General features: G+C 70.9%; 25 protein-coding genes and 1 pseudogene. 11 read left to right on the forward strand and 15 right to left on the reverse strand.

The features are described 5' to 3' along the window. Positions 1–19: 19 nt before the first annotated feature. The 6 genes from BJ971_RS31505 to BJ971_RS31530 are packed head-to-tail and all read right to left on the reverse strand — an operon-like array spanning position 20 to position 7009. Positions 20–1936, reverse strand: coding sequence for an ATP-binding protein (locus BJ971_RS31505; RefSeq protein ID WP_184996782.1), 1917 nt, complete (start codon positions 1934–1936; stop codon positions 20–22). After that, entirely contained in the window at positions 1936–2874 is a 939-nt protein-coding gene (locus BJ971_RS31510) for a hypothetical protein (RefSeq protein ID WP_184996783.1), read from the reverse strand. The genes BJ971_RS31505 and BJ971_RS31510 overlap by 1 nt, the downstream gene beginning before the upstream one ends. Further along, positions 2862–3866 carry a JAB N-terminal domain-containing protein gene (locus BJ971_RS31515; RefSeq protein ID WP_184996784.1) on the reverse strand — a complete coding sequence of 335 codons (1005 nt, stop codon included), beginning with the start codon at positions 3864–3866 and terminating at the stop codon, positions 2862–2864. Before BJ971_RS31515 ends, BJ971_RS31510 begins: the two co-directional genes overlap by 13 nt. 7 nt (positions 3867–3873) lie before the next feature. Continuing rightward, positions 3874–5361 (reverse strand): effector-associated domain EAD1-containing protein, encoded by a 1488-nt coding sequence (locus BJ971_RS31520; RefSeq protein WP_184996785.1) that lies wholly within the window; start codon positions 5359–5361, stop codon positions 3874–3876. Beyond that, complete coding sequence (locus BJ971_RS42365; RefSeq protein ID WP_203709244.1) at positions 5340–6416, reverse strand: HesA/MoeB/ThiF family protein; 1077 nt, start codon at positions 6414–6416, stop codon at positions 5340–5342. Before BJ971_RS42365 ends, BJ971_RS31520 begins: the two co-directional genes overlap by 22 nt. Further along, on the reverse strand, positions 6413–7009 hold the full coding sequence (locus BJ971_RS31530; RefSeq protein WP_184996786.1) for a hypothetical protein: 597 nt from the start codon (positions 7007–7009) through the stop codon (positions 6413–6415). Before BJ971_RS31530 ends, BJ971_RS42365 begins: the two co-directional genes overlap by 4 nt. A gap of 158 nt (positions 7010–7167) precedes the next feature. Between BJ971_RS31530 and BJ971_RS31535 the strand changes: the two genes are divergently transcribed. Next, positions 7168–8094: an effector-associated domain EAD1-containing protein gene (locus BJ971_RS31535; RefSeq protein WP_184996787.1), complete on the forward strand. Its 927-nt coding sequence runs from the start codon at positions 7168–7170 to the stop codon at positions 8092–8094. Between the two features lie 276 nt (positions 8095–8370). Here BJ971_RS31535 and BJ971_RS31540 read toward each other — a convergent pair whose 3' ends face one another. Continuing rightward, positions 8371–9201 (reverse strand): SDR family NAD(P)-dependent oxidoreductase, encoded by an 831-nt coding sequence (locus BJ971_RS31540; protein ID WP_184996788.1) that lies wholly within the window; start codon positions 9199–9201, stop codon positions 8371–8373. A gap of 126 nt (positions 9202–9327) precedes the next feature. On the opposite strand from BJ971_RS31540, the gene BJ971_RS31545 reads away from it, so the two are divergent. Next, positions 9328–9669 carry a cupin domain-containing protein gene (locus BJ971_RS31545; protein ID WP_184996789.1) on the forward strand — a complete coding sequence of 114 codons (342 nt, stop codon included), beginning with the start codon at positions 9328–9330 and terminating at the stop codon, positions 9667–9669. Here the strand turns inward: BJ971_RS31545 and BJ971_RS31550 are convergent. Then, positions 9647–10099: pseudogene (locus BJ971_RS31550) on the reverse strand (transposase); the annotation flags it as partial. The gene BJ971_RS31545 and the pseudogene BJ971_RS31550 overlap by 23 nt on opposite strands. A 797-nt stretch (positions 10100–10896) precedes the next feature. Here BJ971_RS31550 and BJ971_RS31555 point away from each other — a divergent pair. The 4 genes from BJ971_RS31555 (at position 10897) to BJ971_RS31565 (ending at position 13717) form a co-directional block, all read left to right on the forward strand. Continuing rightward, positions 10897–11874, forward strand: a complete 978-nt coding sequence (locus tag BJ971_RS31555; RefSeq protein ID WP_184996790.1) for a hypothetical protein — start codon at positions 10897–10899, stop codon at positions 11872–11874. Between the two features lie 107 nt (positions 11875–11981). Beyond that, positions 11982–12761, forward strand: a complete 780-nt coding sequence (locus BJ971_RS31560; RefSeq protein WP_184996791.1) for an META domain-containing protein — start codon at positions 11982–11984, stop codon at positions 12759–12761. Between the two features lie 447 nt (positions 12762–13208). Then, positions 13209–13547, forward strand: a complete 339-nt coding sequence (locus tag BJ971_RS42760; protein WP_498368182.1) for a helix-turn-helix transcriptional regulator — start codon at positions 13209–13211, stop codon at positions 13545–13547. After that, the gene (locus BJ971_RS31565) at positions 13484–13717 is read left to right on the forward strand and encodes a hypothetical protein (RefSeq protein WP_184996792.1); all 234 of its coding nucleotides are present in this window, start codon (positions 13484–13486) and stop codon (positions 13715–13717) included. Before BJ971_RS42760 ends, BJ971_RS31565 begins: the two co-directional genes overlap by 64 nt. 10 nt (positions 13718–13727) lie before the next feature. Here the strand turns inward: BJ971_RS31565 and BJ971_RS31570 are convergent, their stop codons facing one another. Further along, positions 13728–15878 (reverse strand): esterase-like activity of phytase family protein, encoded by a 2151-nt coding sequence (locus BJ971_RS31570; protein ID WP_184996793.1) that lies wholly within the window; start codon positions 15876–15878, stop codon positions 13728–13730. 76 nt (positions 15879–15954) lie between these two features. Further along, a complete protein-coding gene (locus BJ971_RS31575) occupies positions 15955–16542 on the reverse strand; it encodes a TetR/AcrR family transcriptional regulator (RefSeq protein ID WP_184996794.1) in 588 nt (195 codons plus the stop codon). A 196-nt stretch (positions 16543–16738) separates the two neighbouring features. Between BJ971_RS31575 and BJ971_RS31580 the strand changes: the two genes are divergently transcribed. Genes BJ971_RS31580 through BJ971_RS31600 form a run of 5 tightly spaced genes read left to right on the forward strand, consistent with a single transcriptional unit; the run spans position 16739 to position 22140 of the window. Beyond that, positions 16739–17272, forward strand: a complete 534-nt coding sequence (locus BJ971_RS31580) for a toxin-antitoxin system HicB family antitoxin (protein WP_184996795.1) — start codon at positions 16739–16741, stop codon at positions 17270–17272. A 45-nt stretch (positions 17273–17317) separates the two neighbouring features. Then, complete coding sequence (locus BJ971_RS31585) at positions 17318–18163, forward strand: DUF4097 family beta strand repeat-containing protein (RefSeq protein WP_184996796.1); 846 nt, start codon at positions 17318–17320, stop codon at positions 18161–18163. 11 nt (positions 18164–18174) lie between these two features. Next, positions 18175–19134 (forward strand): ATP-binding cassette domain-containing protein, encoded by a 960-nt coding sequence (locus tag BJ971_RS31590; protein ID WP_184996797.1) that lies wholly within the window; start codon positions 18175–18177, stop codon positions 19132–19134. After that, a complete protein-coding gene (locus tag BJ971_RS31595) occupies positions 19131–19958 on the forward strand; it encodes an ABC transporter permease (protein WP_184996798.1) in 828 nt (275 codons plus the stop codon). Before BJ971_RS31590 ends, BJ971_RS31595 begins: the two co-directional genes overlap by 4 nt. Positions 19959–19983: 25 nt before the next feature. Then, positions 19984–22140, forward strand: coding sequence for an MMPL family transporter (locus BJ971_RS31600; RefSeq protein WP_184996799.1), 2157 nt, complete (start codon positions 19984–19986; stop codon positions 22138–22140). 43 nt (positions 22141–22183) lie between these two features. Here the strand turns inward: BJ971_RS31600 and BJ971_RS31605 are convergent, their stop codons facing one another. From BJ971_RS31605 to BJ971_RS31625, 5 genes are all read right to left on the reverse strand, one after another. Next, a complete protein-coding gene (locus BJ971_RS31605; protein ID WP_184996800.1) occupies positions 22184–23506 on the reverse strand; it encodes an SMI1/KNR4 family protein in 1323 nt (440 codons plus the stop codon). 72 nt (positions 23507–23578) lie between these two features. Next, a complete protein-coding gene (locus tag BJ971_RS31610; RefSeq protein ID WP_184996801.1) occupies positions 23579–23905 on the reverse strand; it encodes a hypothetical protein in 327 nt (108 codons plus the stop codon). 14 nt (positions 23906–23919) lie between these two features. Beyond that, positions 23920–24417: a hypothetical protein gene (locus tag BJ971_RS31615; RefSeq protein ID WP_184996802.1), complete on the reverse strand. Its 498-nt coding sequence runs from the start codon at positions 24415–24417 to the stop codon at positions 23920–23922. Between the two features lie 178 nt (positions 24418–24595). After that, a complete protein-coding gene (locus tag BJ971_RS31620) occupies positions 24596–24826 on the reverse strand; it encodes a hypothetical protein (protein WP_184996803.1) in 231 nt (76 codons plus the stop codon). A gap of 2 nt (positions 24827–24828) precedes the next feature. Beyond that, the gene (locus tag BJ971_RS31625) at positions 24829–25557 is read right to left on the reverse strand and encodes a hypothetical protein (protein WP_184996804.1); all 729 of its coding nucleotides are present in this window, start codon (positions 25555–25557) and stop codon (positions 24829–24831) included. Positions 25558–25660 lie beyond the last annotated feature (103 nt).

Raw genomic sequence — 25660 nt, forward strand, 5'->3', positions numbered from 1 at the left:
CGATGCTCGGGCTCAGGTGCTAAAGCACCACGTCGTCGTCGGTCTCGGTGGCGGGCGGGTCCGCCTCGGGGTGGTCGGAGGCTCCCTGTTCCCGGTTCAGGTCCCGCTGATGCCTGCCCTGCCGCAGCCGGCCGACGACCGTGCCGAGCCGGTCCGGCCCGACGTCGCCGTCGGGGCTGGTCAGCAGCTGGTCGACCCGCGCGTCCCGGAAGATCGACCGGATCTCGTCGCCGTTCATGTCCCTGGTGACGAGCGCCATCCGGTCGAGCACCGCGTCGCGCACGGTCACCTGGAAGTGGCGGGCGTGCACCGCGGCGATCTCGCGCCGGGCGTCGCGGTCGGGCAGCCCGATGGCGACGGCCCGGAACCGGCTCGGGCGCAGCAGCGCCTCGTCGATGATGTCGAGCCGGTTGGTGGTACCGATGATGAGCACCTGCACCTCGGGGCGGAAGCCGTCCATCTCGGTGAGCAGCTGCGCGACGATCGCGTTGCCGGCGCGGGATCCGCCGTCCTCGCGCCCGGAGCGGCGGGAGGCGATCGAGTCGATCTCGTCGAAGACGATGATGGACGGCGCGTTGCGCCGGGCCTCGGCGAAGATCTCGCGCACCTTCCGCTCGCTCTCGCCGACGTACATGTCGGTCACCTCGGGGCCGGACACGACGAGGATCGTGGCGTTCATGGCGGTCGCGACGGCCTTGGCGAAGAGCGTCTTTCCGGTGCCCGGCGGCCCGTAGAAGATGAACCCCTTGGGCAGCAGCTCCGAGCGGAACTTCTTCGGTATCCGCTCCGGCTCGTTGAGCAGCGCCAGCGCCCGGAGCAGCTCCTTGCGCACGTCGCCGTAGCCGCCGATGTCGTCGAGCGTGACGTTGGGCACCTCGAACGAGCTGGCGGTGGTCCTGGCCTTGAACTTGCGCAGCTCGTCGAGCAGATCCTGGAAGACGCCGCGCGGGTGCACGTGGCTGGCGTAGATCATCGCGTGCCGGAGCCGGACCGCGTTGAGGCCGGCGATGTGCTTGTAGAACTGCACGGGCTGGAAGCCCTCGAACCGCTCCGCCTCGTCCCGGGTGACGAGCGCCGTCCCGATCGGGATCGGCTCACCGGACTCGGCGAGGACCTCCCTCGGCAGGATGTCGATGTCGACCCGCACCGCGAAGCGGTTGGCCAGGACCTCCGGTATGACAAGGGACGGGTCGACGAAGGCGAGCAGCACCACCTTGCTGCGCTCGTACAGGACGTCGATGAGCTCGCGGGCCTCGGCGCCGAGGGCCGCGTCGCTGCCGCCGGCGAGCAGGTCGAGGTGCGCGACGACGATGACGTCGCGCTTGCCGCAGTGCCGCACCGCGACCTGGAGCTCGGTGAGGATCTGCTGCCGGCGCCCGGCCCCGCCGCCGGCCAGCACGCCGGACGGCTTCCCGCCGGCCGACTCGGCGGGGATCACCTTGACGTGGTGTCCCGAGCGCCCGGCCATCTCCAGGGCGAGGTGCTCGACGAGCAGCTTCTCGCACCGGACCAGCACCGACAGGTCGGCGGCGAGGTACTCCGCGGTCTGCCTGATCTGCTCGTCGTAGGCGATGCGGACCGTGGTGGCCTCGTCGATGACCTCCGGATGCCCGGCCGCCGGCCGCGCACCCTCCATCGGCCGCTGCTCCGCCGGCGGGCCGGGATCGGCGGGCGGCGCGGCGGCGGCCGTGCCGTCGACGACCATCCCCGGCGGCCGGTAGAGCGGCTGGTCCGGGCCGGGATCGACGATCTCGACGCTGAGGCTGACGACGGGCGTGCCGGCCAGCCCGTCGAGCGGCTGCAACGCGAGCGCGGGCCCCTCGCGCAGCAGATCGCCGAGCGTGGTGCGACCGTCGTGTTCGGCCTCCGCGATGCGGTCGGCGAACGCCTGGCGGTCACCGAGCGGCACCACCCGCACGGTGGTTCGCGGTGCCATCAGGCGCCTCCGTTCTGGAGGCTGGCCCGATGCCGGTTGACCAGCTCCAGCACCGGTCCGTACTCGGCGTGATCCAGCAGGATCCGGCCCTTGATCGAGGTGCCGGGCGCCGCGAGGACGGCGCCGCCCCGCTCGACGCGGTAGGCGAGGCCGGACTCGCGCTGCTCCTGTTCGTCGAGGATGGCCAGCGGCAGCCAGAAGCGGAGCGTCGCGACGGTGCGGGGGCTCGGCAGCCCGGTGAGGCCGCGGCGGGCCTCCTCGATGTGTGCGTCCCAGGCCGGGCCGTGCCACAGCCGCGCGGCAATGTAGACGTCGAGCATGTCCGCCACCCGCTCCTGGCGCAGCCGGTCGAGCACCGTCCAGCGCCACTCCAGCACGAGCGGATCGGCCGACGGCGCGGCGCACGCGGCGACCAGGACCGCGATGCCCCGGGGGCGGCGGAGGAGCCGGCTCAGTACGCCACCCGCGGTCGCGCGGTCGGCGTCCGGCGGCCGGTGCAGCACCGTCGTCAGCGGCGACGCCGCCAGCAGCGCCTCGACGAACTCCGCCGGTGCGCCCCCGGCGGGCGGCTCCGCGGACACCGCCGGGCCGACGACGGCGTGGCGCGCCACGCCCTCGGCCCAGCCGGCGTCGCGCCGGGTGAGCCGCAGGCGGGGAACCAGGCTCAGCACCTTCGCGCTCTGCTCCCACTGCCGCCGGCCGCCGATGGCCGCGGCCAGCAGGACCGCGGCCGGGCCGGGTGCGCCCGGGTCGCCAAGCGGCGGCCGGCCCGCACCGATCCGGGCGGCGGTGGTGGCCGTCGCCCAGCGCAGCGTGTCGGCGGTGGCCGCGTCGGGACGGGCCAGGCCGCCGATCCGGGTCAGCCGCCCGGCCGGCGGCGGCCCCGCGGGCCGCATCGACCAGCGCAGCACCTCGCGGGCCGTCGTCAGGGCTTCCACGGCGCCCCGATCCGGTGCCGGGCGAGCCGCATCTCCTCGCCGTCCCAGCGGTAGGTCCGCAGCAGCCGCTCGCCGGTGTCGTCGATGTTGAGCAGCGCCGCTAGATGCCACGGCCGGCGGAAGGTGGTGGTGTGCAGGTCGACGTCGATCGACGAGAGCCCGACGCCGTCGGTGGCCGGGAACAGGTGCGTGTGGTACCAGCCGACCAGCCGGTACGCCCCGCTGGCCTCGCCGATCGTCTGGTTGATCCGCAGGAAGCTCTCGCCGGTGAAGGTGAAGTTGAGCAGCGAGGCGCCGGTGCGCTCCGCGGGCTGCGCCGCCGTCACGTGCACCAGGTGACCGCCGCGCGCACGGTCGCGCAGCACCCGGCCGAGCAGGAAGCCGCCCTCCTCGACCTCGTCGGACAACGGCATGTCCTTCAGCAGCAGCTCCTGCACCGGCCGGGCGACCACGACCGTCATCACGTCGTCGGACGTCGCCGGCTCCGCCACGCCCAGCTCGGCAACGTCGGCGAGCGGTGGCTCGGGGTCGGGCATCTCCTCCATGTGCAGGACCCGCGGCCCGGCCTGGCGCACGGCGACGTCGACCGCGCCGACCTGCCGCGGCGCCGGACGCTCCAGTGTGATCGCCTCCAGGCCCGGTCCGGACACCCCGAAGCCCCACTGGCGCTCGTCCGGCACCTGCTCGGAGAGGATCCGCTGGAGCGGCCTTCCGATGATCTCCCGCACCGCGTGCGGGTGCTGGTAGATCACCCGGCCGCCCCGGGTGATCTGCACGGTGACGTAGCCGTGGCTCGACCGCAGGTTCAGCAGGCTGGGCTCGCCGTACAGCTCCCGCAGGTCGCTGATCGGGTGGAACTTGAGCGTGAACAAGGTGTCCCGCAGCGATTCGCCGAGCACGCGCTCGAAGAGGGGCATGAGCAGCGCCAGCAGGTCGATCCGGCCGGCACGCACGTAGTCGTCACTGCGATAGAGGTCGATTCCCAGGCTCATCCGCGCCTCAGCCGATGCGTCGCAGATGAGTTCGGAACACCGTCGGCACCTCGCGTTGCACGGGCACGACCGGCGAGCCGCCGATAGCCCTGATCTCCTCCTGGTGTAACACCGCCCACCTGGCCGCCTCCGGGTCGTAGAAGTTGATCCGTGGCACCGTGTTGTCGTCCGGCGGCAGGTCCAGGCCGAAGACGTCGTAGTTCCGGTACGCGGCTATGTCGGCGATGACCCGGCACAGCTCGCCGAGGTCCTTCGCCGGGTACCAGGACTCGGCGACCTGTCCGAGGCAGACCTTGCCCCGCGGCGCGCCGGGCTCCTCGGTCAGGACGCAGTCGTAGGTCGGGAAGACGTTCGGATGGAAGTACGGGGTGAGCCAGTACACATCCGGCGCCGTCGCCGGGAAGCCCGTGACCAGCAGGATGCGCACCCGGTGCCGGTCGATCCGGGTGGGCGGGCCCTCGGGGCGCTCGGGCGGGCCGAAGCTGGGCTGGGTGAAGCTGAGGTCGAACCGGGTGGGCAGCAGGTCGGAGTTGGCCCGCACCTCGATCTGCCGGCTCCGGGCGTAGCCGACGATCTGGCGCCGGGCCCGGCCCAGCGCCTCCTCCCGGTCGCCGGGCGCGACGTGCCCGGCTCGGCCCTCGAACGCGATCCGGACCTGCGCGCCGTCGGAGAAGCCGGCCTCGTCGAGGTTCTGCTCCGGGTTGGCCCGCTCCTGCTCGCCGCCGGCGAGCACTCGATTGATCACGGTCGGCCGGGCCGTCGCCTGTGGATCCTTGCCGGCGTACTGCTCGGCGACGACCTCGCTGGCGATGGTCTGTAGCCGCACCGCGGCCGGGGTGTCGCGCAGCCGGAACCGGCTGCCGTCCGGGCCCTCGACGATGAGGGTGTGTATGAGGTAGCTCGCGCCGTTCGGCGACGCGACGGTCCACGGCAGCTGCGTCCGTCCCATCTGGGCGCTCACCGTCGCCTGGTCGGTCGAGGCGACCGTGTACGCGGCAACCAGGTCGGTGGTCACCCACTCCTGCGGGTCGAGATCGAGCGCCCGGAGCTGCGCGAACGCCGCCTGCCGCTCCTCATCGGAGGAGGCGCGGACGAAGACCACGCACGACGGGTTCGAGACGCCCGGAGCGGTTGAGGCCGGGCCGTCGGCGACGTAGCCGCGGTAGAGGTCGAACAGCCGCGTGTTGCCCCGGTACTGGCGCACCGCCCGGGTGAGCAGGCGCCGGTAGCCCTCCGGCACCAGCCCGGCGTCGAGGAGGGTGAAGATCTCGTCCCACCAGTCCAGCGCGGCCACCGCGTCGCTCCACCCGGGCAGCGAGCCGATCGGGAATCCGATCGCCTGTAGCAGCCGGCGTGCGTCGCCCCGGGTGTGGAACACCGTGCCGAACAGCTCGAGAAGGTCGGCGCGGTCCTCCGGCGTGAGGACGATATCGGCGGGTGGGCGCTCGGGCTCGGGCTCGGGCGCTGATGTACTTACGCGGCTATCCGTAGCCACCGATACCCTCCAGAGGACGACCGGACCGGAATGATCTCTTCGGGTGCGACGCCCAATTCGGAGAGCGTCGCGTCCGGGGGCGCTTCTCGAAGCCGCTGAGTCAGGTCGAGGTGGACGATTTCCCGACAGTTTGGACAACTGACGAGGCTGCCGCCGCGAATGTTAGCCGGTACGGACTCGTGGCCACAGTGGTAGCAGATACCCGGAACGGGAAACATCGTCCATACGAGGGGTTCACTGTCCTCCGGAAGTGTGTCAAGCAATTCCCGAACGGTGGCGGAGCCACCCAATTCCAATTGATCAACTGAATCGGGTCGCTGATGGAATCGGCACCCGTCGTCGCGGCGGACCGTGATCGGCGCGGTCCGGCCGCTCAGCGCCTCGATCTGCAGGAAACGCCAGCCGACGGGCCGGCCGAGGAGCAGCTGCGTGGCCGCCGTCGTCATCCAGCCGGCGACGAGCGCGGTGCTGATGATCGAGGCCGGCTGCGGCGCGCCGGCCGGATCACAGCTCAGCGGCGCGTCGGCCTCGGCGCGCTGTCCGGGTGTCAGCGAACAGCAGTAGCAGGCCTCGTCCGGCGAGAGCCGCACCCGCACCTCGCCGCCCCACGGGTGGGTGCCGCCGTCGATCAGCGGTGCGCCGGCCCGGGCGCAGCGGCCGAGCAGGCTGAGCCGCGCGTGGCGCGAGTCGAGGCAGCCCAGCACGGCGTCGGCGTCGGCGAGCTCGCCGACGCCGACGGCATTGCTCAGCTCTCCCACCCGCGCCGACACCGCGGTCGACGGCGCGAGCCGGCCCAGTGCCCGGGCCGCCGCCACGGCCTTCGGCGCGCCGACGTCGTCCGGCGCGAACAGCACCGACCGGCTCAGGTTCGACGTCGCGACCGTGTCCCGGTCGCAGACGACCAGCCGCCCGACGCCGAGCAGCGCGAGGTTCTTGGCGACCTCGTTGCCCAGCGCACCCATCCCGGCCAGCACGATCGTGGCGGCGGAGATCCGGGACTGGTCCCAGTCGGGTATGAGCAACTGCCGCGCGTGCCGGCCCTCGCCTGAGCTCACTGGCCGCCCGCCAGCCGGCGCAGGGTCACCGGGCAGATCGCCACCATGCCGCTGGGCCGCCAGCTCTCCCAGCAGACCAGGCCGAGCCCCGGATCACGGTGCACCGCGTAGTGGCACTCCGGCTGCCCGGGGCTGCACGGGCAGATCACGACCAGCTCGCCGGGGCGGAAGCTGTGCGCGCAGCCGAGGCACTCCTTGCGCGGTAGCCCGCCGATCGGCGCGGCGACGAGCTGCGGGTCGGTGTCGGCGGGCACCACCGGCACGCCGCCGGCGACGCGCCAGTTGGCGTCGATGCCGTCCAGGAAGCGCGCCAGCTCCTCGAGATCGGCGTCGCCGAGGCGCCGCTCGGTAGCGCCGGTGCCGGCCTCGCGGTAGCAGCTCAGCTCCGGGTCCAGGTGCCACACCTGGCCGCTCCCGGTGTCGAAGCGCACCCGGTCGCCGCGCCGAAAGGTGTGCCCGCACGTCGTGCACCGGTGCGGATGCCACCACGACGTCGCCTGGACGACGCGTTCCACGTTGGTGACGCCCGGGGTATCTCGTTGCGGATCCATGGCAGCAGCCATGGCCGCGTCGAATTCGTCGACGTCATCCATGGATCGTCATTATCGGCGCATCGACAGGGCCGCGCAGCGGCCGAACTACTCATTCATCCTGCCATTATTGCGACTTGTGATCATGTGACTATTGTGAATTGCGATCGGCGAGCGGTCCGGGGGAACCGCGCCGGCGGAGACTGGCTACTGTGGCTCGAATGAGCGGTGACCGTCCGCACGCCGACGTCGTGCTGAGCCCCGACGACCGCGCCGAGCTGCGCGGGCTGATCGCGGACGCGTTCCCCGCCGCGGGCCCCGCGGTCCGGCTGCTCCGGGACCTCGGCTTCCCCATCGGCGCCATCCCCGGCTGGCCGGCCTCGACCACGGCCGAGGACTGGTGGGACATGGTCCTGATCCAGCTCGACGCCGGCATCCTGGCGGAGGGATACCGCAAGCTCCTGCGGCGCGTCATGCGCCTGCTGCCCGGCAACACCCGCGTCTTCGATCTCTGGAACCGTGTCGCGGCGGCCCCGTCCGCGTCCGGCCCGCCCCGGAGCGTGCTCCTGCTCAGCGCGAGCCCGCTCGCCGACGCGCTCGGCGCGCCGCTCGGCCGCCTGCAACCCGAGGTGGAGTACCGCGCGATCCTCGACGCGGCCGGTTCGCGCCTGAACGTGGACTACCGGCCGTTCGCCACGTTCACCGACGTGCGCCGGCTCCTCGAGATCGGGCACGACGTGCTGCACCTGGCCTGCCACGGCAACGGGGACCTGCTCACCTTCCACGACGCGGCCGCCGGCGCCGGGCCGGGCCGCCCGCCGCAGGCCATCCACGCCGCGGACCTGGCGGCGGTACTGCTCGCCTACCAGGGCCGGCCGGGCCGGGCGCGGCTGCACGGCATCGTCCTCAATGCCTGCTACAGCCTCCAGGCGGCGGAGACACTGCGCAAATGCGCCACGACCGTCGTGGCGCACCGCGACGACCTGCCCGACGAGGCCGCGCCGGCGGTAGCCGCGGCCCTTTACAGGTCGCTGCTGATCTGCGGGTCGATGGCCGAGGCCGGCTACCTCGTCAAGGCCGAGCTTCCGCTGCTGGACACCGAACACGGACGGGCCGTCGCCGACGGCCTCGAGATCCTCACCGCCTGACGGCACCACCCGGCGCCCATCATCGTCAGGGCCACCTGCCGACCAGCTCGCCTTAGCGGGTCGGTTCCGGATCCCTGACGGCGCTACCCAGAGCCATCGATATCAGGGCCACCGCAGCACCCCTAGCGGGCCGGGTCGGTTCCGGATCCGTGACGGCGCCAGCCGGCGCCCATCGGCGTCAGGGCCACCGCAGCACCTTGCCGAAGCGGACCAGCTCGCCGTAGCGAGCCGGGTCGGTTCCGGATCCGTGACGGCGCCAGCCGACGCCCATCGGCGTCAGGGCCACCGCAGCACCTTGCCGAAGCGGACCAGCTCGCCGTAGCGAGCCGGGTCGGTTTCCGGATCGAGGACCAGGCGAAGCAGCGCGACTGCCGCCTCCGGCGCGGACTGCGCGCCGGTCATGTCGAACCACGGCCGCGACGACGCGGTGTCGATCATGCCGGGGCAGGCCGCGACCACCAGCCGGTCCTTCGCGAGGTCGTCCGCGCGCCGCCCGCGCGCGACGACACGCACCGCGGCGACCTGGGCCACCTTGGACGCGATGTTGATGAACTCCGGCCAGCCCTCGTCACGCGCGCGCCCATCGATCACCGCGTCGCGCCAGGCCACCGTGATCGCGTCGATGTCGTCGAGCGTCGCCGCCTGCTCGAAGCGGGCGTGCAACGCCACCGGCAGCTCGCGCAGCCGGCCAAGGGAGCTGGCCACCACGACGAAGCGCCCGCGCGGCCGCAGCAGCGGCAGGAACGCCCGCAGCATCCGCGTCGTACCGAGGTTGTTGGCGTCGACGTAGGCGCCGATGACGTCGGCGGGCACGTCCTCGGGCACCGTGCGCAGGTAGTGGTTGGACAGGACGATGTCGACGCCGCCGTGCTCGGCGCGGAGCCGCTCGGCGAACGCGGTGACCGCGGCGCCGTCACGGACGTCGAGCAGGTGGGTGCGCACGTCGGCGCGGGCACCGGAGACCCGGTCCCGCGCGGCCGCGACGCGGCGGTCGTCGCGGCCGGTGAGATACACGACGTCGTCGGGTCCGAGCTCCCGCGCGAGTCCCTCGACCAGCGCGAAACCCAGGCCCTGGTTGGCGCCGGTGACAAGCGCGATCCTGCCCATCCCACAAATCTAGGCCGCCGGCACCCACCCGGCCCGCCCCTGCCCGACCGCACCCGGGGGGTGTCCCTTGGTGCCGTCAAGTCGACGGGCGTAGAGGCGCGATGATGTGCGATCTACTGTTCCGGCGTGGAGATCTTGTCGTTCGTTGGTCCGGCAGGGCGGCCCGTGGATGCCCACGGCAGTGTGGGCGTGACCGCTCTGGCGTTGTTTCGCGGTGAGGCAGTCGCAGTCACTGTGCTGCGCGTGGCGGCTGGCGGTGAGGTCGGCCGCCACTGCGCGCCGGTGGATCAGCTCCTGATGGTCACGGAAGGCCGTGGAGTGGTGCAGTCCGGCGACGGTGATTGGGAGAGCGTCAGCGCCGGTCAGATGGTGATGTGGCGGGCCGGTGAGGAGCACACCACCAGTGCGGTCGACGACCTCACTGCCGTAGTGGTCGAGATAGCGGCTACGCCTCCGAGAGGAGGGTGATAGGTCGCGGCTGGTAGGGGACCCTGTCGCGGAGCATGGCGAACAGAACATCGACGCGGCGGCGGGCGAGGCAGATGAGGGCGGCGTTGTGGCGTTTGCCTTGGGCGCGTTTGCGGTCGTAGTAGGCGCGGCCGACCGGGTCAGCCAGGGAGGCGAACGCGGCCAGGAAGAACGCGCGTTTGAGCTGCTTGTTCCCGCCGCGGGGCGGGTGCTCACCGCGGATGCTGGTGCCGGATCGGCGGGTCACCGGGGCCAGACCGGCGTAGGCGGCCAGATGCCCGGGCGTGGCGAAGGCGGTGCCATCACCGACTTCGAGCAGGATCCTCGCTGCGGTCCTGACGCCGACGCCGGGAAATGAGGTCAGGACCTCGGCAAGAGGGTGTGCATCAAGCATCCCCTCGACCTCGCCCGCCACCTGGTCACGCTGCTGCAGTCCACAGGCCCGAGCGACGGCGGGCTGGACGACCACCACCAACACCGGACCGTGGCGGGCGAGCTGTCGTACACCTGCCGCAGCTTGGCCTCGGTGTTGACCAGCGGCGCGTCGTGCAGCCGCTCGCCGTCACGGGTCAGGGCGACGGCGTGGTGGCCGTCCTTGCCGACATCGAGCCCGAGGAACACCTGGTAGTCGCCGTGCACCGCATCGCCTCCCCGCGACAGCAGCCCGCATCTCGGTCGCCAGTCTGGCGTCGACTGCCGGCAGCCACGTTACGAAGAGACCTACCCGACGGTGCGGGTGGCCGTGTCCCTATCAGCGGTCCGCCGACGCCACCCGGCCCGGCGACAACACCCCCGGATCATGCGTACGACAGGGGCAGTCAGTCATACCGGGCCGGGCGACCGAGCAGTCCCCGGCTGGGGACGATCAAAAAGGTAACGGGGCCGCCTGGCGACCACTCGCGATCGTTCACGGCCGGCGGTGTGCCGGCCGGCGCGGCCCCGATCCCCTATTTCCGACCATCGCATAGATCCATTTCCCGGGCATTCGCTCAATCAGGTCGAGCAGATATCCAGCCCGTCCCACCATTCAAGATTGATGATGTCAATTTGGGTGGATTACCCATACCGCGCCCGTTATTTTCGAGATCCATTTAGCGGACTGAATCGACATCGCTTGAATCGGTTAATGGGAACGTCTTTTTGTCGATAGCCGTCCAGAAACCTTTCATCCAAGTTGATCTATATGATCGAAGAATCGAACGTCACTCGGGGAAAGGGAATACCGGAATGAGATCAATCATCAGATCGGTGACCGTGACCGGAGTCGGCCTCGCGCTGATAATGGCCGGCGGCGTCGCGGCACAGGCGCAGCCGTCCGCTGCGGCGTCCGGCAACGTCAGCACGGTCGCCCGGACGGCCGACGGCAAGGCGGTGACCAGCCCGGCGGCGATCGCCGAGGTGGAGGCCTTCTGGACGCCCGAACGCATGGCGGCCGCGGTGGACCTGGACCTGAAGGTCCCCGACTCGGGCCCGGCGAGCGCACCCGCGCCGCAGGGCAAGCCCGGCAGCATCGCACCCGCGCCGCCCTCGCGCGGCATGGCCGCGGTGAACCAGTCCGTGATCGTCGGCAAGGTGTACGTGTCGGTTCCCGGCGGCACGGGTCAGTGCTCGGCAAGCGCCCTGAACAGCGGAAAGCGCCGCCTGGTCATCACCGCGGGCCACTGCGTGCACGCCGGCGCGGGCGGCGGCTGGTACTCGAACTTCATCTTCGTGCCCGGCTTCCGGCAGGGCGTCTCGCCGGTCGGCAACTTCGTCGCCGGCAACCTCACCGCCCGTACGGCGTGGATCAACAGCAGCAGCGGCGACGAGGACATCGCCATCGCGATCATGAACAACGGCGGCATCTACGGCGCCAAGGTGGTCGACACCGTCGGCGGCATGGGCCTGCGGTGGAACTGGGGCTACTCCGTTGCCGTGACCATCCTGGGCTACCCGGCCGCGGGCGGTTTCCCCGGCGACCTCCAGTACTTCTGCCAGGGCACCACGTGGAACGGTCACGGCCAGCAGGTGCGGGCGTGGTGCAATATGACGCAGGGCTCCAGCGGCGGACCCTGGCTACAGGAATACAACGATCAGAACGGTCTCGGATACACCAACAGCGTGGTCAGTCATCGCCACGGCGACGCCAGTCAGATGGACGGCCCGTACTTCGACAATGACGTCAAGAGCCTCTTCGATTTCGCGGAGGGCCTGTCCCCGGCTTGATCCGAACATACGAATGGCGGAGGCCCCGGTGTTCAGGCCGGGGTCTCCCCCGTTCCCAATAACAAGATCGAGGGAACGATGCGCGGATGAATGCCGTCTCAGGCGGCATGACTATCAGATGGTGGCACGTCCTGACGGTGGTGGCGGTTTTGTCGATCACGGGATGCGGCCAGGGTGGCGCGGCGGCGCCGCCTCCCGGCGCCGCGGAGATCTGGGGGCGGACGTTCGTCTCCGCGCCGGACGAGGGTTCCAAGCGGCTCGTCGAGGGCACCCGCCTGCGGCTGGGGTTCGAGCCGGGCACCGTGACGGCCGAGGCCGGATGCAACCACCTCAGCGGCCGGGCCGCGGTCGACGGTGACCGGCTGGTGGTCTCCGACGTCGGCGGCACCATGATGGCCTGCTCGGCGGAGCTGATGGATCAGGACACCTGGCTGACGGACTTCCTCCAGCAGCGGCCCCGCTGGCAGCTCGACGGCGACACCCTGGTGCTCAGCGCCGGAACGACCCGGCTCCGACTTGTCGACATCCGGTCCGCCGAGCCCGACCGGCCGCTGACCGGCCCGCGCTGGTCGGTGCAGTCCCTGATCGACGGGGACGCGGCCGCCTCGGTCCCGGCCGGCGCCGATGCACACCTGACCTTCCGGGACGGGCGCGTGACCGGCTCGACGGGCTGCACCGACGTCGACGGCGCAGCGTCCATCGGGGACGGCTCGATCACCTTCTCCCGCCTGACCAGCCGGGGCAAGGCCTGCCCGCCCGAGCTGGAGGCGCTGGAACGCACGGTCCTCGGCCTGCTCAACGGCAAGCTGGCCTACCGCATCACCGGCGACCGGCTGACCCTGACCCGCGCCGACGGCGACGGCCTTGACCTGCGCGCCGCGCCCTGACCGGCAGGCGCGGCGGGCCGGTCAGCGCGCGGATGCCGGCTCGTCGGCGACGCCCAGCAGCTGCCGTCGAACGGGAAGTCGTGGCCGTCGTTGCGGTTGGAGTAGCAGCCGTACTCCCCGCCGAAGGTCCAGCCGGCCTCGGCGTCCCAGCGCCAGGCGTAGTCTTCAGGCGCAGGAACCAGTCCGTGCCGACCGGAAGTCCAGGTCCGGCTCGCCCAGCTCCTCGGCGAACCGCTCACCCGCCGCCTCGAGGTCGAACCCGTCGGTCTCGTCGAGCACGTAGCACCGCCAGAACTCCGGGTACGGAGTGCGGTGTGCAGCGGCGTGTCACTGTGGTGCCCCACGCTGGGTGGGCGACGCTGATGCGGCGCCGCAACATCGACGGGCGCCACCGTCCGGCCCCGGCCACCTTCCCGCGCGGGTAGTCGCGCGACTATAGTCGTACGCATGGACGGTGAGCCTCCGCGCCTTGTCGGCGCTCACGAGATCCGGGATCTGCTCGGCGTGAGCCGGCAGCGGGTCTACCACATAGCCGGGCGACCCGACTTCCCGAGACCCGTCGCCACCCTGGCGCAGGGCAAGGTCTGGGCGGTCGACGAGGTCGAGGAGTGGATCGCCACCCACCGGTACGACGCGGCGCCCCGGTCCGAGCACCCGGGCGCAGAGGCACCTGGGCTCGCCGACTCAGGCGATCGAGGGTCCGGACGAGAACCCTCGGTTCCATGCCGACAAACATGCGTTTCGCCGTGGGTACGCTCGTCGCCGCCGCGCTCTGCGCCCTGGTGACGGTGGTGTTGTGGATCCTGCCGTTCGTCCTGTCGAACGGCAGGGACCCCAACGAGACCGGATGGGTCGTCCTGGTCCTGTACTCCGTCTTCCCGGCCGGCCTGGCCGTCGTCCTGTTCATCGTGTCCGCCGTCTATTTCATCATCGCGGTGGCCGGCCGTCGTCCATGATGGAACCGGTTCAGAACAGGCGGCCGAGGCGGAGGAAGACCGTCTCCCCCGTGGCGTCGTCGACGGCGTCGTTGTCGGTCACCGTGTACGCCTGACCGTCGCCCGCGACGGCGAGGCCCTCGACCTTGTCCTGCACCCAGCCCCGGTCCGCCTGCAAGGCCGGCAGGAGGTCTCTGACCAGCCGCTTGCTCACCACGGGTACGCCGGTCCAGGTCTTCGGCACGTCGAAGCGGTAGATCCTCTTGACCGCCGCGGCGGGTCCGCGCTGATTGTCCCGCTCGATGACGGCGAACGTGTCCCGGTCGACCGCGACCAGTTCGGACAGCCCGGTCCAGCCGGTCTCCACGGCGTCCAGCGGGTACGCCAGCCAGCTCCAGGTTCCGGCGCGGTAGCGCCCGATGCGCACGCTCTGCTCGCCCTTGAGCGGGCGCTGGACCGCGACCCACACGTCGGACCCCGAGACCGCGACGCCCTCGAGGCCGTTGGTGGTCACCGCGGACGCCACGTCGGCCGGCAGCGGGATCTCCTGCTGGACGGCGCCGCGCCCGTCAGTGCGTACCAGAAGGTTGGGTTTGCCGGCGGAACCCTCGACGGCCAGCCAGTAACCGCCGGACGCGAGGGCGGCGACGCCCTCGGCGTCGTAGCCGACCGGGGTGCCGTTCCTGGTCAGGGTGAGCTCGGCGGTGATGGCCGCGGGCCGCGCGGCGGTGTCGATGGTGAGCAGCCGGGTCGGGCTGTACGCGCTGTCGGTGACCGCGACCAGCCGGTCGGGGCGGCCCGGCACGGCGGACAGCCCGGACAGCGTGCCCCAGGCGATGTCGTCGCGGGAGACCAGTGACGGGAAGACGCCGGCGGAACGGCCGAGGCCGTAGATCTGGACGGTCCCCCGGATGCCCGCGTCCGGGTTCTCCTCCTCGCTGGAGACGACGATCAGGTTCCGCGACGGTACGGCGACGACGCCCTCCGGTCCGTTCGTGGTGGGCAGGAGCTGCCGGAACTTCGGCGCCCACGGACGGGATACGTCGTAGACGGCGGTGAAGTTGCCGCGCTCGGCGTTCACGAAGACGTAGGGGACGCCGTCGAACCGGCCGAACGCCACGTTCTCCGGCTCGATGCCCTTGGCGTCGGAGCGCTTGTCCGGGTAGAGCCCGTGCGCGACGGCGAGGTGCTCGAGCGAGTTGCCGGCGTCCCAGACGACCCGGCCGCGACGGTCGAAGATCGTCCAGCCGCGCGACCCGCCCTCGTAGTCGCCCTCGTTGGCGGTGGCGAACAGGTCGTCGGTGAGCCAGGCGACGCCGTCGGGCTCGCGCTTGGCGGTGATCGTGCCGGTCAGCGAGATCCGGTCGTCGTCCTCGGTGTCCACGCCCGGCACGGTGACCGTGCCGGCGCCGAAGTGCCGGATCACCGTGCGCTTGGCGAGGGAGACGATCGCGAGGTGGTTGTTCTCCTGGAGGCTGACGATCGCTTCGTCGCGGGAGTTGACGCTGACGTACTCGGGCTCCGGGTCACCGGGCGCGACCTCGGCCAGGCCCGTCAGGTCGACCCGGCCGACGGTCCAGGTGCGGGTGTCGACCACGGCGAGATAGCCGGCCGGCGCCTGCGGGATCGCGCCGTCGGCGACGTCCTCGTCGCGCTCGTTCTCGATCGCGACGGCGATGTAGCGGCCGCTCGGCGCGACGGCCACGGAGTCCGGCTGGCCGCCGAGGTCGAGGCTCCGGCGGATCGCGCGGGTCCGTGCGTCGATCACGACGAGCTTGCCGGACGGTTCGGTGAAGCTCGCGCTGGTGTTCACCGCGGCGAGCAGCAGGCCGCCGAGGTGCGCGACCGAGGTGGGCTCGCCGCCCATCGCCAGGGTGCCGGCCGGCCTCGGCCGGGCCGGGTCGCCGATGTCGACGAAGCCGAGGCGGCCGCCCGGGCTGTCGGTGTAGACCACGGTGCGCCCGTCGTCGGTGACGGTCGAGATCTCCGCGGCGGCGGTGTCGCCGACGCCCGAGTTCAGGTATGCCGGGACGGTCGCGAGGCGCCTCCAGGTCTGCGGCGCGGAGGGCCCGTGCGGGTGCGCGGCCGCCGTCGCGGGCGGGGGCGCGAGCGCGGCCAGTGCCGCGATGCCGACCAGGGAGACGGCCTTTCGGGTACGGCCAAGGGGTGTCGTGGAACGCATGGTGACTGCCTACGGGCCGACGACGACGCCGAGGTGGCCACCCGGAGAACGCCCGATGTCGCCGACTTGATCATGTCTACCGTGGCGGCGGGCCGAACGCGCGGAGGGCGTGCGCCAGGAGCGTCCGCAGTTCGTCGGGGCCGGGCAGGCCGAGGTGGAAGACGAGCCGGTGGTAGAGGGGTCCGTAGATCAGGTCGAGTGCCACGTCGAGGTCGGCGTCGGCGGGCAGCTGACCGTCGCGCTGGGCCTGGCGCAGGCGTTCCTTGAACTCGTCGATGCGCGGCCGGATGATTCGTTCTCGCAGGTCGCGGGCCAGCTCCTCGTCGTGGAGGGCCTCGGCGATGAGCCCTACGGCCGCGGAGGTCTCCGCGGGTGTGAGCAGGCCGATGACGGCGGTGAGCTGAGTGTGCAGGTCGGCGGCGAGGTCGCCGGTGTTCGGGTGCTCGGTGACCGTGGTCGCCACGTCGTCGACGGCCTCCAGCACAACGGCGCCCTTGGAGGGCCACCACCGGTAGATCGTCTTCTTGCTGACGCCGGCGCGGGCCGCGATGGCTTCGATCGTGAGCCGCCGATAGCCGAGCTCGGCGCACAGCTGTAGCGACGCGTCGAGGATGGCCCTTCGGCTGGCCTCGTTGCGGCGCAGCGGGTTGGGGGGTGCGGCCATGACCTGCACATTAACAGGAAACGGTACGTGCCGTGTTGACACCTCTGAATACGACACGTAGCGTGTCGCCTCAGGCCAACTACACGACACGTAGCGTGTAGTCACACCAGGAGGGAGGTCGGCCGTGGCATCAATCTGGCCCGGGTCTGAGCCAAGATGGCTTGTCGATGTGCCATCTGTGTGCCACTATGGCACCATGGACCTGACCACGTACGTGAACAACCTTGGGCGCGAGTTCGCCACGCTCGCCGAAGCCGGCGGGGACGACGCCCGTGCGCTGGTCGAGCGCCTGACCGGGTCGCTCGAGTCGGCGATCCGCATGACGCTGCTCGACGCGCTGTCGGCCGCCGCCGACGAGATCACCCGGGACCTGGCACCGGGCTCGGTGGAGGTGCGCCTGCGTGGGCGCGACCCGAGCTTCGTGGTGACCACGCCACCGACCGGACCGCAGGAGTTCGCGGCCGAACAGACCGCCGCGCCGGCCGACGGTACGCCGGACAGCGATCTGCTGATCGCCGAGGACGGCCCCGCCGCGCGGATCAACGTTCGCCTGCCAGAGCAGCTCAAGACCGCGATCGAGGAGGCCGCGGCCAAGGAGGGGCGCTCCGTCAACGCCTGGCTGAGCCGGGCGGCCGCCGCCGCCCTCCAGCGCTCCGATCGCGACCAGCGTCCGGAGCCGCGCGGCAGCGGCAAACGGGGCAAGCAGGGCTTCACCGGCTGGGTGCGCTGACCGCACCGCAGGCCCGCTCACACCAACTCAGGACGAGGGACAACCATGCCAACTTTCGATACGCCCGAACCGATCTCCGTCACGCTCGAGCTCGGCGTCGGCGACGTCCGGATCGCCGCGAGCGACCGGGCCGACACCGTCGTCGAGGTCCGCCCGACCGACCTGTCCGACGAGTCCGACGTCGCGGCCGCCCAGCAGGTCCGCGTCGACTACGCCAACGGCACGCTCCGGGTGACCGGCCCGAAGGCCCGCGCCTTCGACTTCTCCCGCAAGACCCGGTCGGTCGACGTGTCCATCGAACTGCCCAGCGGCTCCCGGGTCTCCGCCGAGATGCAGGTCGGCGACCTGCACGGCGCCGGCCGGCTCGGTGAGTGCCGGCTCAAGACCTCCGCCGGGAACGCCCGGCTCGAGCGGACCGGGCCGCTGCGCCTGAACTCGGGCGCCGGCCACCTCACCGTCGACGGCGTCGCGGGCAACGCCGAGCTCTCCACCGGCACCGGAAAGGTCCGGGTCGGCGAGATCGAGGGCACCGCGACCGTCAAGAGCTCCAACGGCGACATCGTGATCGACGCGGTCTCCGGCGACGCGCGGGTGCGTACGGCCAACGGCGAGATCTCCATCGACCGGGCCGGCGCGAGCGTCGACGCGAAGACCTCCAACGGCGGCATCCGCCTCGGCCAGGTGATCCGCGGCTCGGTCGTCCTCGGTACCGCCGCGGGCGACCTCGACGTCGGCATCGCCGACGGCACCGCCGCCTGGCTGGAGATGAACACCGGCTTCGGGCACTTGCGCAACCTGCTGGAGAACGCCACCCGGCCCGACGGGGCCGCCGAGACCGTCGAGGTACGCGGCCGCACCTCTTACGGCGACATCACCGTCCACCGCTCCTGATGGGGGAAGACATGACCACCAAGGCATCCTGGCCGGCGATCGCCGCGACCGGGCTACGTAAATCGTTCGGCGACCAGGTCGTCCTCGACGGTCTCGACCTCGACGTGCAGCGCGGAACGGTCTTCTCGCTGCTCGGCGCGAACGGCGCCGGGAAGACCACCACCGTGAAAATTCTGTCCACATTGCTCAGTGCCGACGGCGGAGAGGCCCGGGTCGCCGGGCACGACGTCGCCCGCGAACCGGACGCGGTGCGCGCCGCGATCGGTGTCACCGGCCAGTTCTCCGCCGTGGACAACCTGCTCACCGGCGAGGAGAACCTGCTGCTGATGGCGGACCTGCACCACCTCGCCCGGCGCGACGGCCGGCGGCGCGCCGCCGAGCTGCTCGAACAGTTCGACCTGGCCGACGCGGGCCGCAAGCCGGCGTCGACCTACTCCGGCGGCATGCGGCGGCGGCTCGACCTGGCGATGACCCTGGTCGGCAGCCCTCAGGTGATCTTCCTCGACGAGCCGACCACCGGCCTGGACCCGCGCAGCCGCCGGAACATGTGGCAGATCGTCCGGGACCTGGTGGCCGGCGGCGTCACCATCTTCCTGACCACGCAGTACCTGGAGGAGGCCGACGAGCTGGCCGACCGCATCGCGGTCCTCGACCACGGCCGGATGGTCGCCGAGGGCACCGCCGAGGAGCTCAAGCGGCGCATCCCCGGCGGACACGTGCGGCTGCGGTTCGCCGACCCGGAGGGCCTCGAAGCGGGCCTGCGCGTGCTCGGCCAGACCTCGCGCGACAACGACGCGCTCGCCCTGCGGGTGCCCAGCGACGGCAGCCTGAGCTCGCTGCGTGCCCTGATCGGCCGGCTCGACGACCAGGCCATCGAAGTCGACGAGCTGTCCGTGCACACCCCCGACCTCGACGACGTCTTCCTCGCCCTCACCGGCAACCCCACCGACGAGAAGGTGACCCAGCGATGAGCACCCACACCCTCACCGTTCCGGCCCCGGCGGCCCTGCGATTCCATCCGCTCCGCGACTCCGCGACGATGCTGCGCCGCAACCTCAAACGCATGCTGCGGTACCCGTCGATGACGTTGACGCTCGTCGGGATGCCCGTCATCTTCCTGCTGCTGTTCGTCTACGTGTTCGGCGGCACGCTGGGGGCCGGGCTCGGCGGCGCCTCGATCGGCGCCGACGGGCGCGCCGCGTACGCCAACTACGTGGTGCCCACGATCCTGCTGATGACCGTGATGTCCACAGTCCAGGGAACCTCGATCTCGATCGCCATGGACATGACCGAGGGCATCATCGCCCGGTTCCGCACCATGCACATCGCCCGCGTCTCGGTGCTGACCGGGCACGTGCTCGGCAGCATGATCCAGGCGGCGCTCGGCCTGGTGATCGTGATCGGCGTGGCGCTGCTCGTCGGCTTCCGGCCCACCGCCGGGCTGGGCGGATGGCTGGCCACGGCCGGCTTCCTGGCGGCGGTGACGTTCGCGCTCGTGTGGTTGGCCGTCGCCCTCGGCCAGGTGAGCAAGAGCGTCGAGACCGCGAGCAACGTGCTCATGCCGCTCGTCCTGCTGCCCTTCATCGGCAGCGGGTTCGTGCCCACCGACTCGATGCCGGCCGGCCTGCGCTGGTTCGCCGAGTACCAGCCGTTCACGCCCATGATCGACACCCTGCGGGGCCTGATGATGGACCAGCCCATCGGCAACAGCGGGTGGATCGCACTCGCCTGGAGCGGCATCATCGCGCTGGGCGGATACCTCTGGTCCAAGCGCCTGTTCGACCGCGAGTCCTGACCGAACACAAACTGGGGGAGGAACGATGTTCGACAGATGGGGAAGGTTCGTCGTCAGACGGGCATGGTGGGTCATCGGCGGCTGGCTGGTGGGGGCGTTCCTCATCATCGGACTGCTGCCGAGCCTCGCCGACATCACCAGCGGCGACCAGGGCAGCTTCCTGCCGGACAGCTACGAGTCGGTGCAGGCGATCGACCTGGCCAAGACCGCGTTCCCGGAGCAGGCCACCTCCACCGCCATCGTGGTGGTGAAGCGCACCGACGGCGCCCCGCTGACCGCGGCCGACCAGGCCCGGGTCGGCCCCCTGGCCGCCGCGATCGCCGACGCGCACATCGCCGGCATCGGCCAGCCGCTGACCGGCCCGCAGGCCGTCGCGCCGAACAAGCTGGTCCAACTGATCTCCGTACCCGTCACCGCGGCCCTGACCGACCAACAGGGCCAGATGGACGCGGTGAAGCAGACCCGCGACGCCATCAAGGCCGACCTGGCCGGCACCGGGCTCAGCGCCGGCGTCGCCGGTCAGCTGGCCCAGTTCGTGGACAACAACGACACGTTCAACACCGCGTTCACCGTGGTCGGCACGGCCACCTTCGCGCTGATCATCGTGCTGATCCTGATCATCTTCCGCAGCCCGATCGCCGCCCTGCTACCGATCTTCGTCATCAGCGTGGTCCTGCAGGTCTCGTCGAACCTGATCGCGGCGACCGGCAAGCTCTTCGACTTCAACGTGGACCAGAGCCTCCAGACGCTGCTGCTGATCGTGCTCTACGGCATCGGCACGGACTACATCCTCTTCCTGCTGTTCCGCTACCGGGAAAGGCTGCGCGCCGGCGCCGACAAGAAGACCGCGATGGTGTACGCCGTAGCCCGGGTCGGCGAGGTGATCACGTCCGCCGCGGCCGCCGTCATCGTCGCCTTCCTGGCGCTGCTGCTGGCCAGCTTCGGCGGCTTCGGCTCGCTCGGCCCGGCGCTGGCCATCGCGGTCTTCGTCATGCTGGTCACCGCGCTGACCCTGATCCCCGCCCTGGTGAGCCTGATCGGCCCGGCGACGTTCTGGCCGTCCAAGGCGTGGCGGCGCGAGCCGAAGGGCACCGCGTTCGCACGGATCGGCGACGCGGTCGGCCGGCGCCCGGCGATGGCGGCCGCCTCGTCCGGCCTGCTGCTGATCGTCCTCGCCGGCGGGGTCCTGCTGTTCAAGGCCGACTACGACTTCGCGGCCGGATTCCCCAGCAGTACCGAGTCCGCGAAGGCGGCCGCCGACCTGGAGCGGGGCTTCCCGCAGGGCGCCCTCGACCCCACACAGGCGTACCTGACCACCACCGACGGCAGCGGCCTGACGGCCGCCCAGCTCGACCGGTTCGCCGCGGACGCCGCGACGGTGTCCGGCGTCGGCGGCGTGCAGCCGCCGGTCAAGGCCGCCAGCGGCACGGTCGCCAGCTTCGGCCTGCAACTCAACGTGAACCCCGCCTCCAACGAGGCGATCACCCTGGTACACGACCACCTGCGCGACGACCTGCACGCCATAGCGCCGCCCGGCACCCGGGTGCTGGTCGGCGGCACCACGGCGATCTACGCCGACATCAACTCGGCCAACAACCGCGACCTGTCGGTGATCCTCCCGTTCGCCGCGCTGCTCATCGCGATAATCCTCGCCCTGCTGCTGCGCAGCGTCGTCGCGCCGATCTACCTGGTGCTCGCGGTGCTGCTCAACTTCGCGGCCACGCTCGGCGCCGCCATCTACCTGTTCCAGGGCGTGGCCGGCAAGCCCGGCGTGACCTTCCAACTGCCGATCGTGCTGTACCTGTTCGTCCTCGCGATCGGCACCGACTACAACATCCTGATGATCGCCCGCCTCCGCGAGGAGGCCCGGGCCGGCAACGAGCCCCGTCCCGCCGCGGCACTCGCCGTACGGCACGCCGGCCCGTCCATCGCCGCGGCCGGCCTGATCCTCGCCGGCACCTTCGCGGTGCTGGCCCTCGCCCCGGTGTCCTTCCTGCAACAGATCGGCTTCTCGGTCGCCGTCGGCATCATGCTGTCGGCGTTCGTGATGTCGATGTTCCTGGTGCCGGCGCTCACCGCGCTCCTCGGCCACGCCGCCTGGTGGCCGGGCCACGGCGATGTCGCCAAGGGCGAGGCCGCCGCCACGCCGGAGCAACCGCCGGTACCGGCCGGATCGAACTGATCCACCCGACGGTGCCCGCCCGGCCACACGGGCCGGGCGGGCATCAGGTGATTGCCAGGCCGACTCTGGTCACGTCGAGCCGGGGCAGGCCCCACCGGATGAGCAGAGCGTCGACGACATCGACGGAAGCGGTCCAGTCCGCGCGACCGTTCATCCCGGCGGCGAGCAGGTTCGGCGGGACCTGACCGGAGCCGAGAAGCTGCTGCCAGCGCGGCACATCGCACTCGAGATACTCCAACGCGGGCAGCGAGGCGACCGCGTCCAGGTTCGCGACCGCCGCGGCCCGGTTGACCACCAGGGTGCGGATCCCCCGATGGCCGGCGAGGGCGGCGAGGTCAACCGGCTCCGGCGCGACACCGACGAACAACACCTCGGTCTCGGGGCGGACGTCGGCCACGGTCCTGCCGCGAGGCCCGACCCGGACCAGCAGACCGCCCTCCGGCCCGAGCTCCTCCGGCTCGCCGGGTCGCCGGGTGAGCAACTCGGTGAGCGACGGCGCGAGCCAACGGGCACCGGCGGGCGTCTCGTGGTCCACGAAGAGGACCTGCCCGACCTGCCCGCGAGGACCCGGCTCCAGGTCGACGACGAACAGATTCCCGCCGAAATCGTCACCGACGACGAACCACGCCCGCGACGCGCCCAGCGCCTGCACGCGCCCGTGCGGATCGGGCGCGACGACCTCGATCGCGCCGTCCGGCCACGACCCGTACCGGGCACGAGGCTCGAGATACTCCCGGCCCGCCGCATCGTCCAGCGCGACGATGCTCATGCCGTAGAACAGGTCCGATCCGGCCTCCGGCAGCACCAGGTCCCCGGCACCGGCCGTCAGGTAGAGCGCCCGCACGTCCTCGGGCAGCGCGGCACCCAGCGACGACTCCGCCTCCGCCAGCGCCGACGCGGACGCCGGCTCCGCGTCGGGCAGGATCCGCCGCACCAGCTCCCGCACCACGTCCGGGTCGGCGTCCGGCGACACGGTCACCCCGTCGCGGGGCACCGGCAGCCGCCGGTACGGCTCGGGGTCCGACCCCACATCGAGCAGCACCGACTCGAGAATGTTGCTGCCCATCCCGAACGAGACGTGCGACGTGGCCTCGACGATGTCCACCTGGGCGCCGCCGCCGTGGGTCACGAGCGCGCGAATCGCGACACCCCGGCCGTCGACCAGGGCGCCGACCGCCTTCAGCGCGCCGATGGCCGAGCTGCCACCCTGCCGCGATTCCCCGTCGTCGAAGGTCGAGCCGCCATGCGAGCCGGGGTGGACGGTGCCACGGAATTCGGTTTCTGCGGTGCCGGCCGGCGCGCCGTCGCGCAGGGCCGACAGAAACGGTCGCCAGACGTCCGGCTGCTGCAAGGCGGCATCGATCACCGGCAGATCGTAGCCACCCGGGCCTAGCCTCTCCGCCGGTCGATGTCGGCTGGTTTGCCTAGATGCGTCGTCTCACTCGCTGCCGGACGGGGCATACGGATCGGTGGGGATGAGTCGGATATCCGGGATCACGGCGGCACGCTCTTCCGGCGTCGCGTCAAAGGTCAGCATGTCGGCCCCATCGGGAATGCCGACCCTGGACAGGAAGATGCCGTTGCGACCTACCTCGCACCAGATCGTCGCGAATCCGATCCTGCTCTCCGGGTCTCCGGTATACGTGATGTGGAGCCTCCCGTGGTCACCGTCCGGACACGGCACCTCGATTCGCTCGGGCCACGCGTCCCTCATCTTGGTGAAGGCGTCGAACCACGCCTCCCAGGTTCGCTGCGAATTTGTCATACCAGGCAATCGATCTACTCCTCATCGAACAGGTGCTTCCGCGCCTGCCACCATCGTTCCTCATAGGCGTATGCCCGAACCTCGCAGGCCGCACGGGCCGCCTCATCCCAAGGGAATCCCTTGCCGCTGCGAAGCTCGTCGAGGTGGAACCTCTCATGCGCCAAGGTCCGAGCCAGCTGTTCCTCGTTCTTGAACGCGTCGCGGGCCAACTTGATCTCGCCATCGGGCATCGTTACACCGTAGAACTCCCTACCGGGGCCGGATCCCCGGCGAGACTTGTCCAGGGAGAACCTGACGCCGTCCATGTCGATCCCGTATTTCTCCGCGACCACCAGAACGTTTTCCCTGCTCATTAGGATTCTTGCACCACTGCGGGCGATATTGTCGCCCTCCCGGAACAGGCCGTTCTCCGGCCACCCTGAGTCATGGCCATCCCGTGGAGCACCGCCCGGACCGGCGCCCGGTCGTCCTGCCTGCGCGAACCCGGCGACGGTTTCCTGTGCCTCGGCCACGTTCTCGGCCGCCTTCGGCCGCGGCAATGGCGCTCTGCTGTCGTCGCTTCCGTGACGGCCGGGCGGTGTTCCGCCGTCGTCGGTTCCTCCGCCGTGCGGGGTTCTGGGTCGTCCGCTCACGGCGTCACGTCCGCGCCACCGGCGTGACCAGGATTCGGGGGTACTGCCACCGCGGAAGTCAACTTGCGAATACAACGCCGGGTGGAAACTCACCGTCTTGTTGCCACACCCGCTGGATCTTCGCTGCCAAAGCACCGGCGGCGGAGTCCAACCGGCCATCCTCGGTGGAAATCTGCCAGGTCTGCTTGTCGATCGTCAGCACCCGGTCAAACCGACGATCGAGTCCGAATTCATACCTGACTTCGTCCGCCGTCTCCACTACCTTCCGCCCGACGACCATCATGCCCATGGCTATCTCCAGGATCTCAAGTAGTCCTCGTAGGTCGGGGCAGGAACCCTATTCTGCCAGTCGGAGACCCGATTGGCCTCGCGGTGGGCCTCCTCATAGGTCGCGCCCGGATGGGCGTCGTAGTAACGCACCTCGGCCAACTCGTGCTCCAACAGGACGATGTCCTCGGGTTGCACGCGTCCGGAACGCAACCGCAGCCAGGCCTCGGCGATGTCAGGGCTTGCGTCATATCGTCGATGTACGACCCCACCGCCGTAGTCGGAGAGAGGGTGCACCTCGAAAAAGACGTGATCACGGATCCGACCGATTTCATCGACCGCGAAGCCCGTCGAGCCGTCGAGCCGTCGAACATCACTCAATCGACTAGCGATGATCTCTGCATCCGGATATTTCCGGATGTGGTCGTAGGCGTCGTCGGCCCACCGATGCAGGCGCTCGTAGTCGGCCACGTTCCAAGGACGGCGGGAGTGACCGCCGTAGGCAGCGCGATCGACGCTTACGCCCGCGTCAGTGTTCGGGCGTCCCACTCGCTCGGCGTCCGCCTCCGTCGGGCGCACTACCGCACGTGGCCGCGTCGTTGTTCCACCATCGTCGTGCTCGCGGCGACCTCGCGGCACGCCTCTGTTGCCGGTTCCATCACTGCGCTCCGCCCGGGCCTGCCCGGTCACGGCCTTCTCGGCATGCCTGCCAGGTACGTCGATTACGTCCAGGCAGGGGAACCAGTTGCCCATCGGAAACCCCTCTTGATCACGGATCTTCATTCGCGGATAGACCCATGTGAGCAGCGACAACGCTATTCAGTCGAGATTTTGGAAAGATCCCGTACGAGCCCGG

This window comes from Amorphoplanes digitatis (assembly GCF_014205335.1).
In the GTDB taxonomy this organism is placed as follows: Bacteria; Actinomycetota; Actinomycetes; order Mycobacteriales; family Micromonosporaceae; genus Actinoplanes; species Actinoplanes digitatus.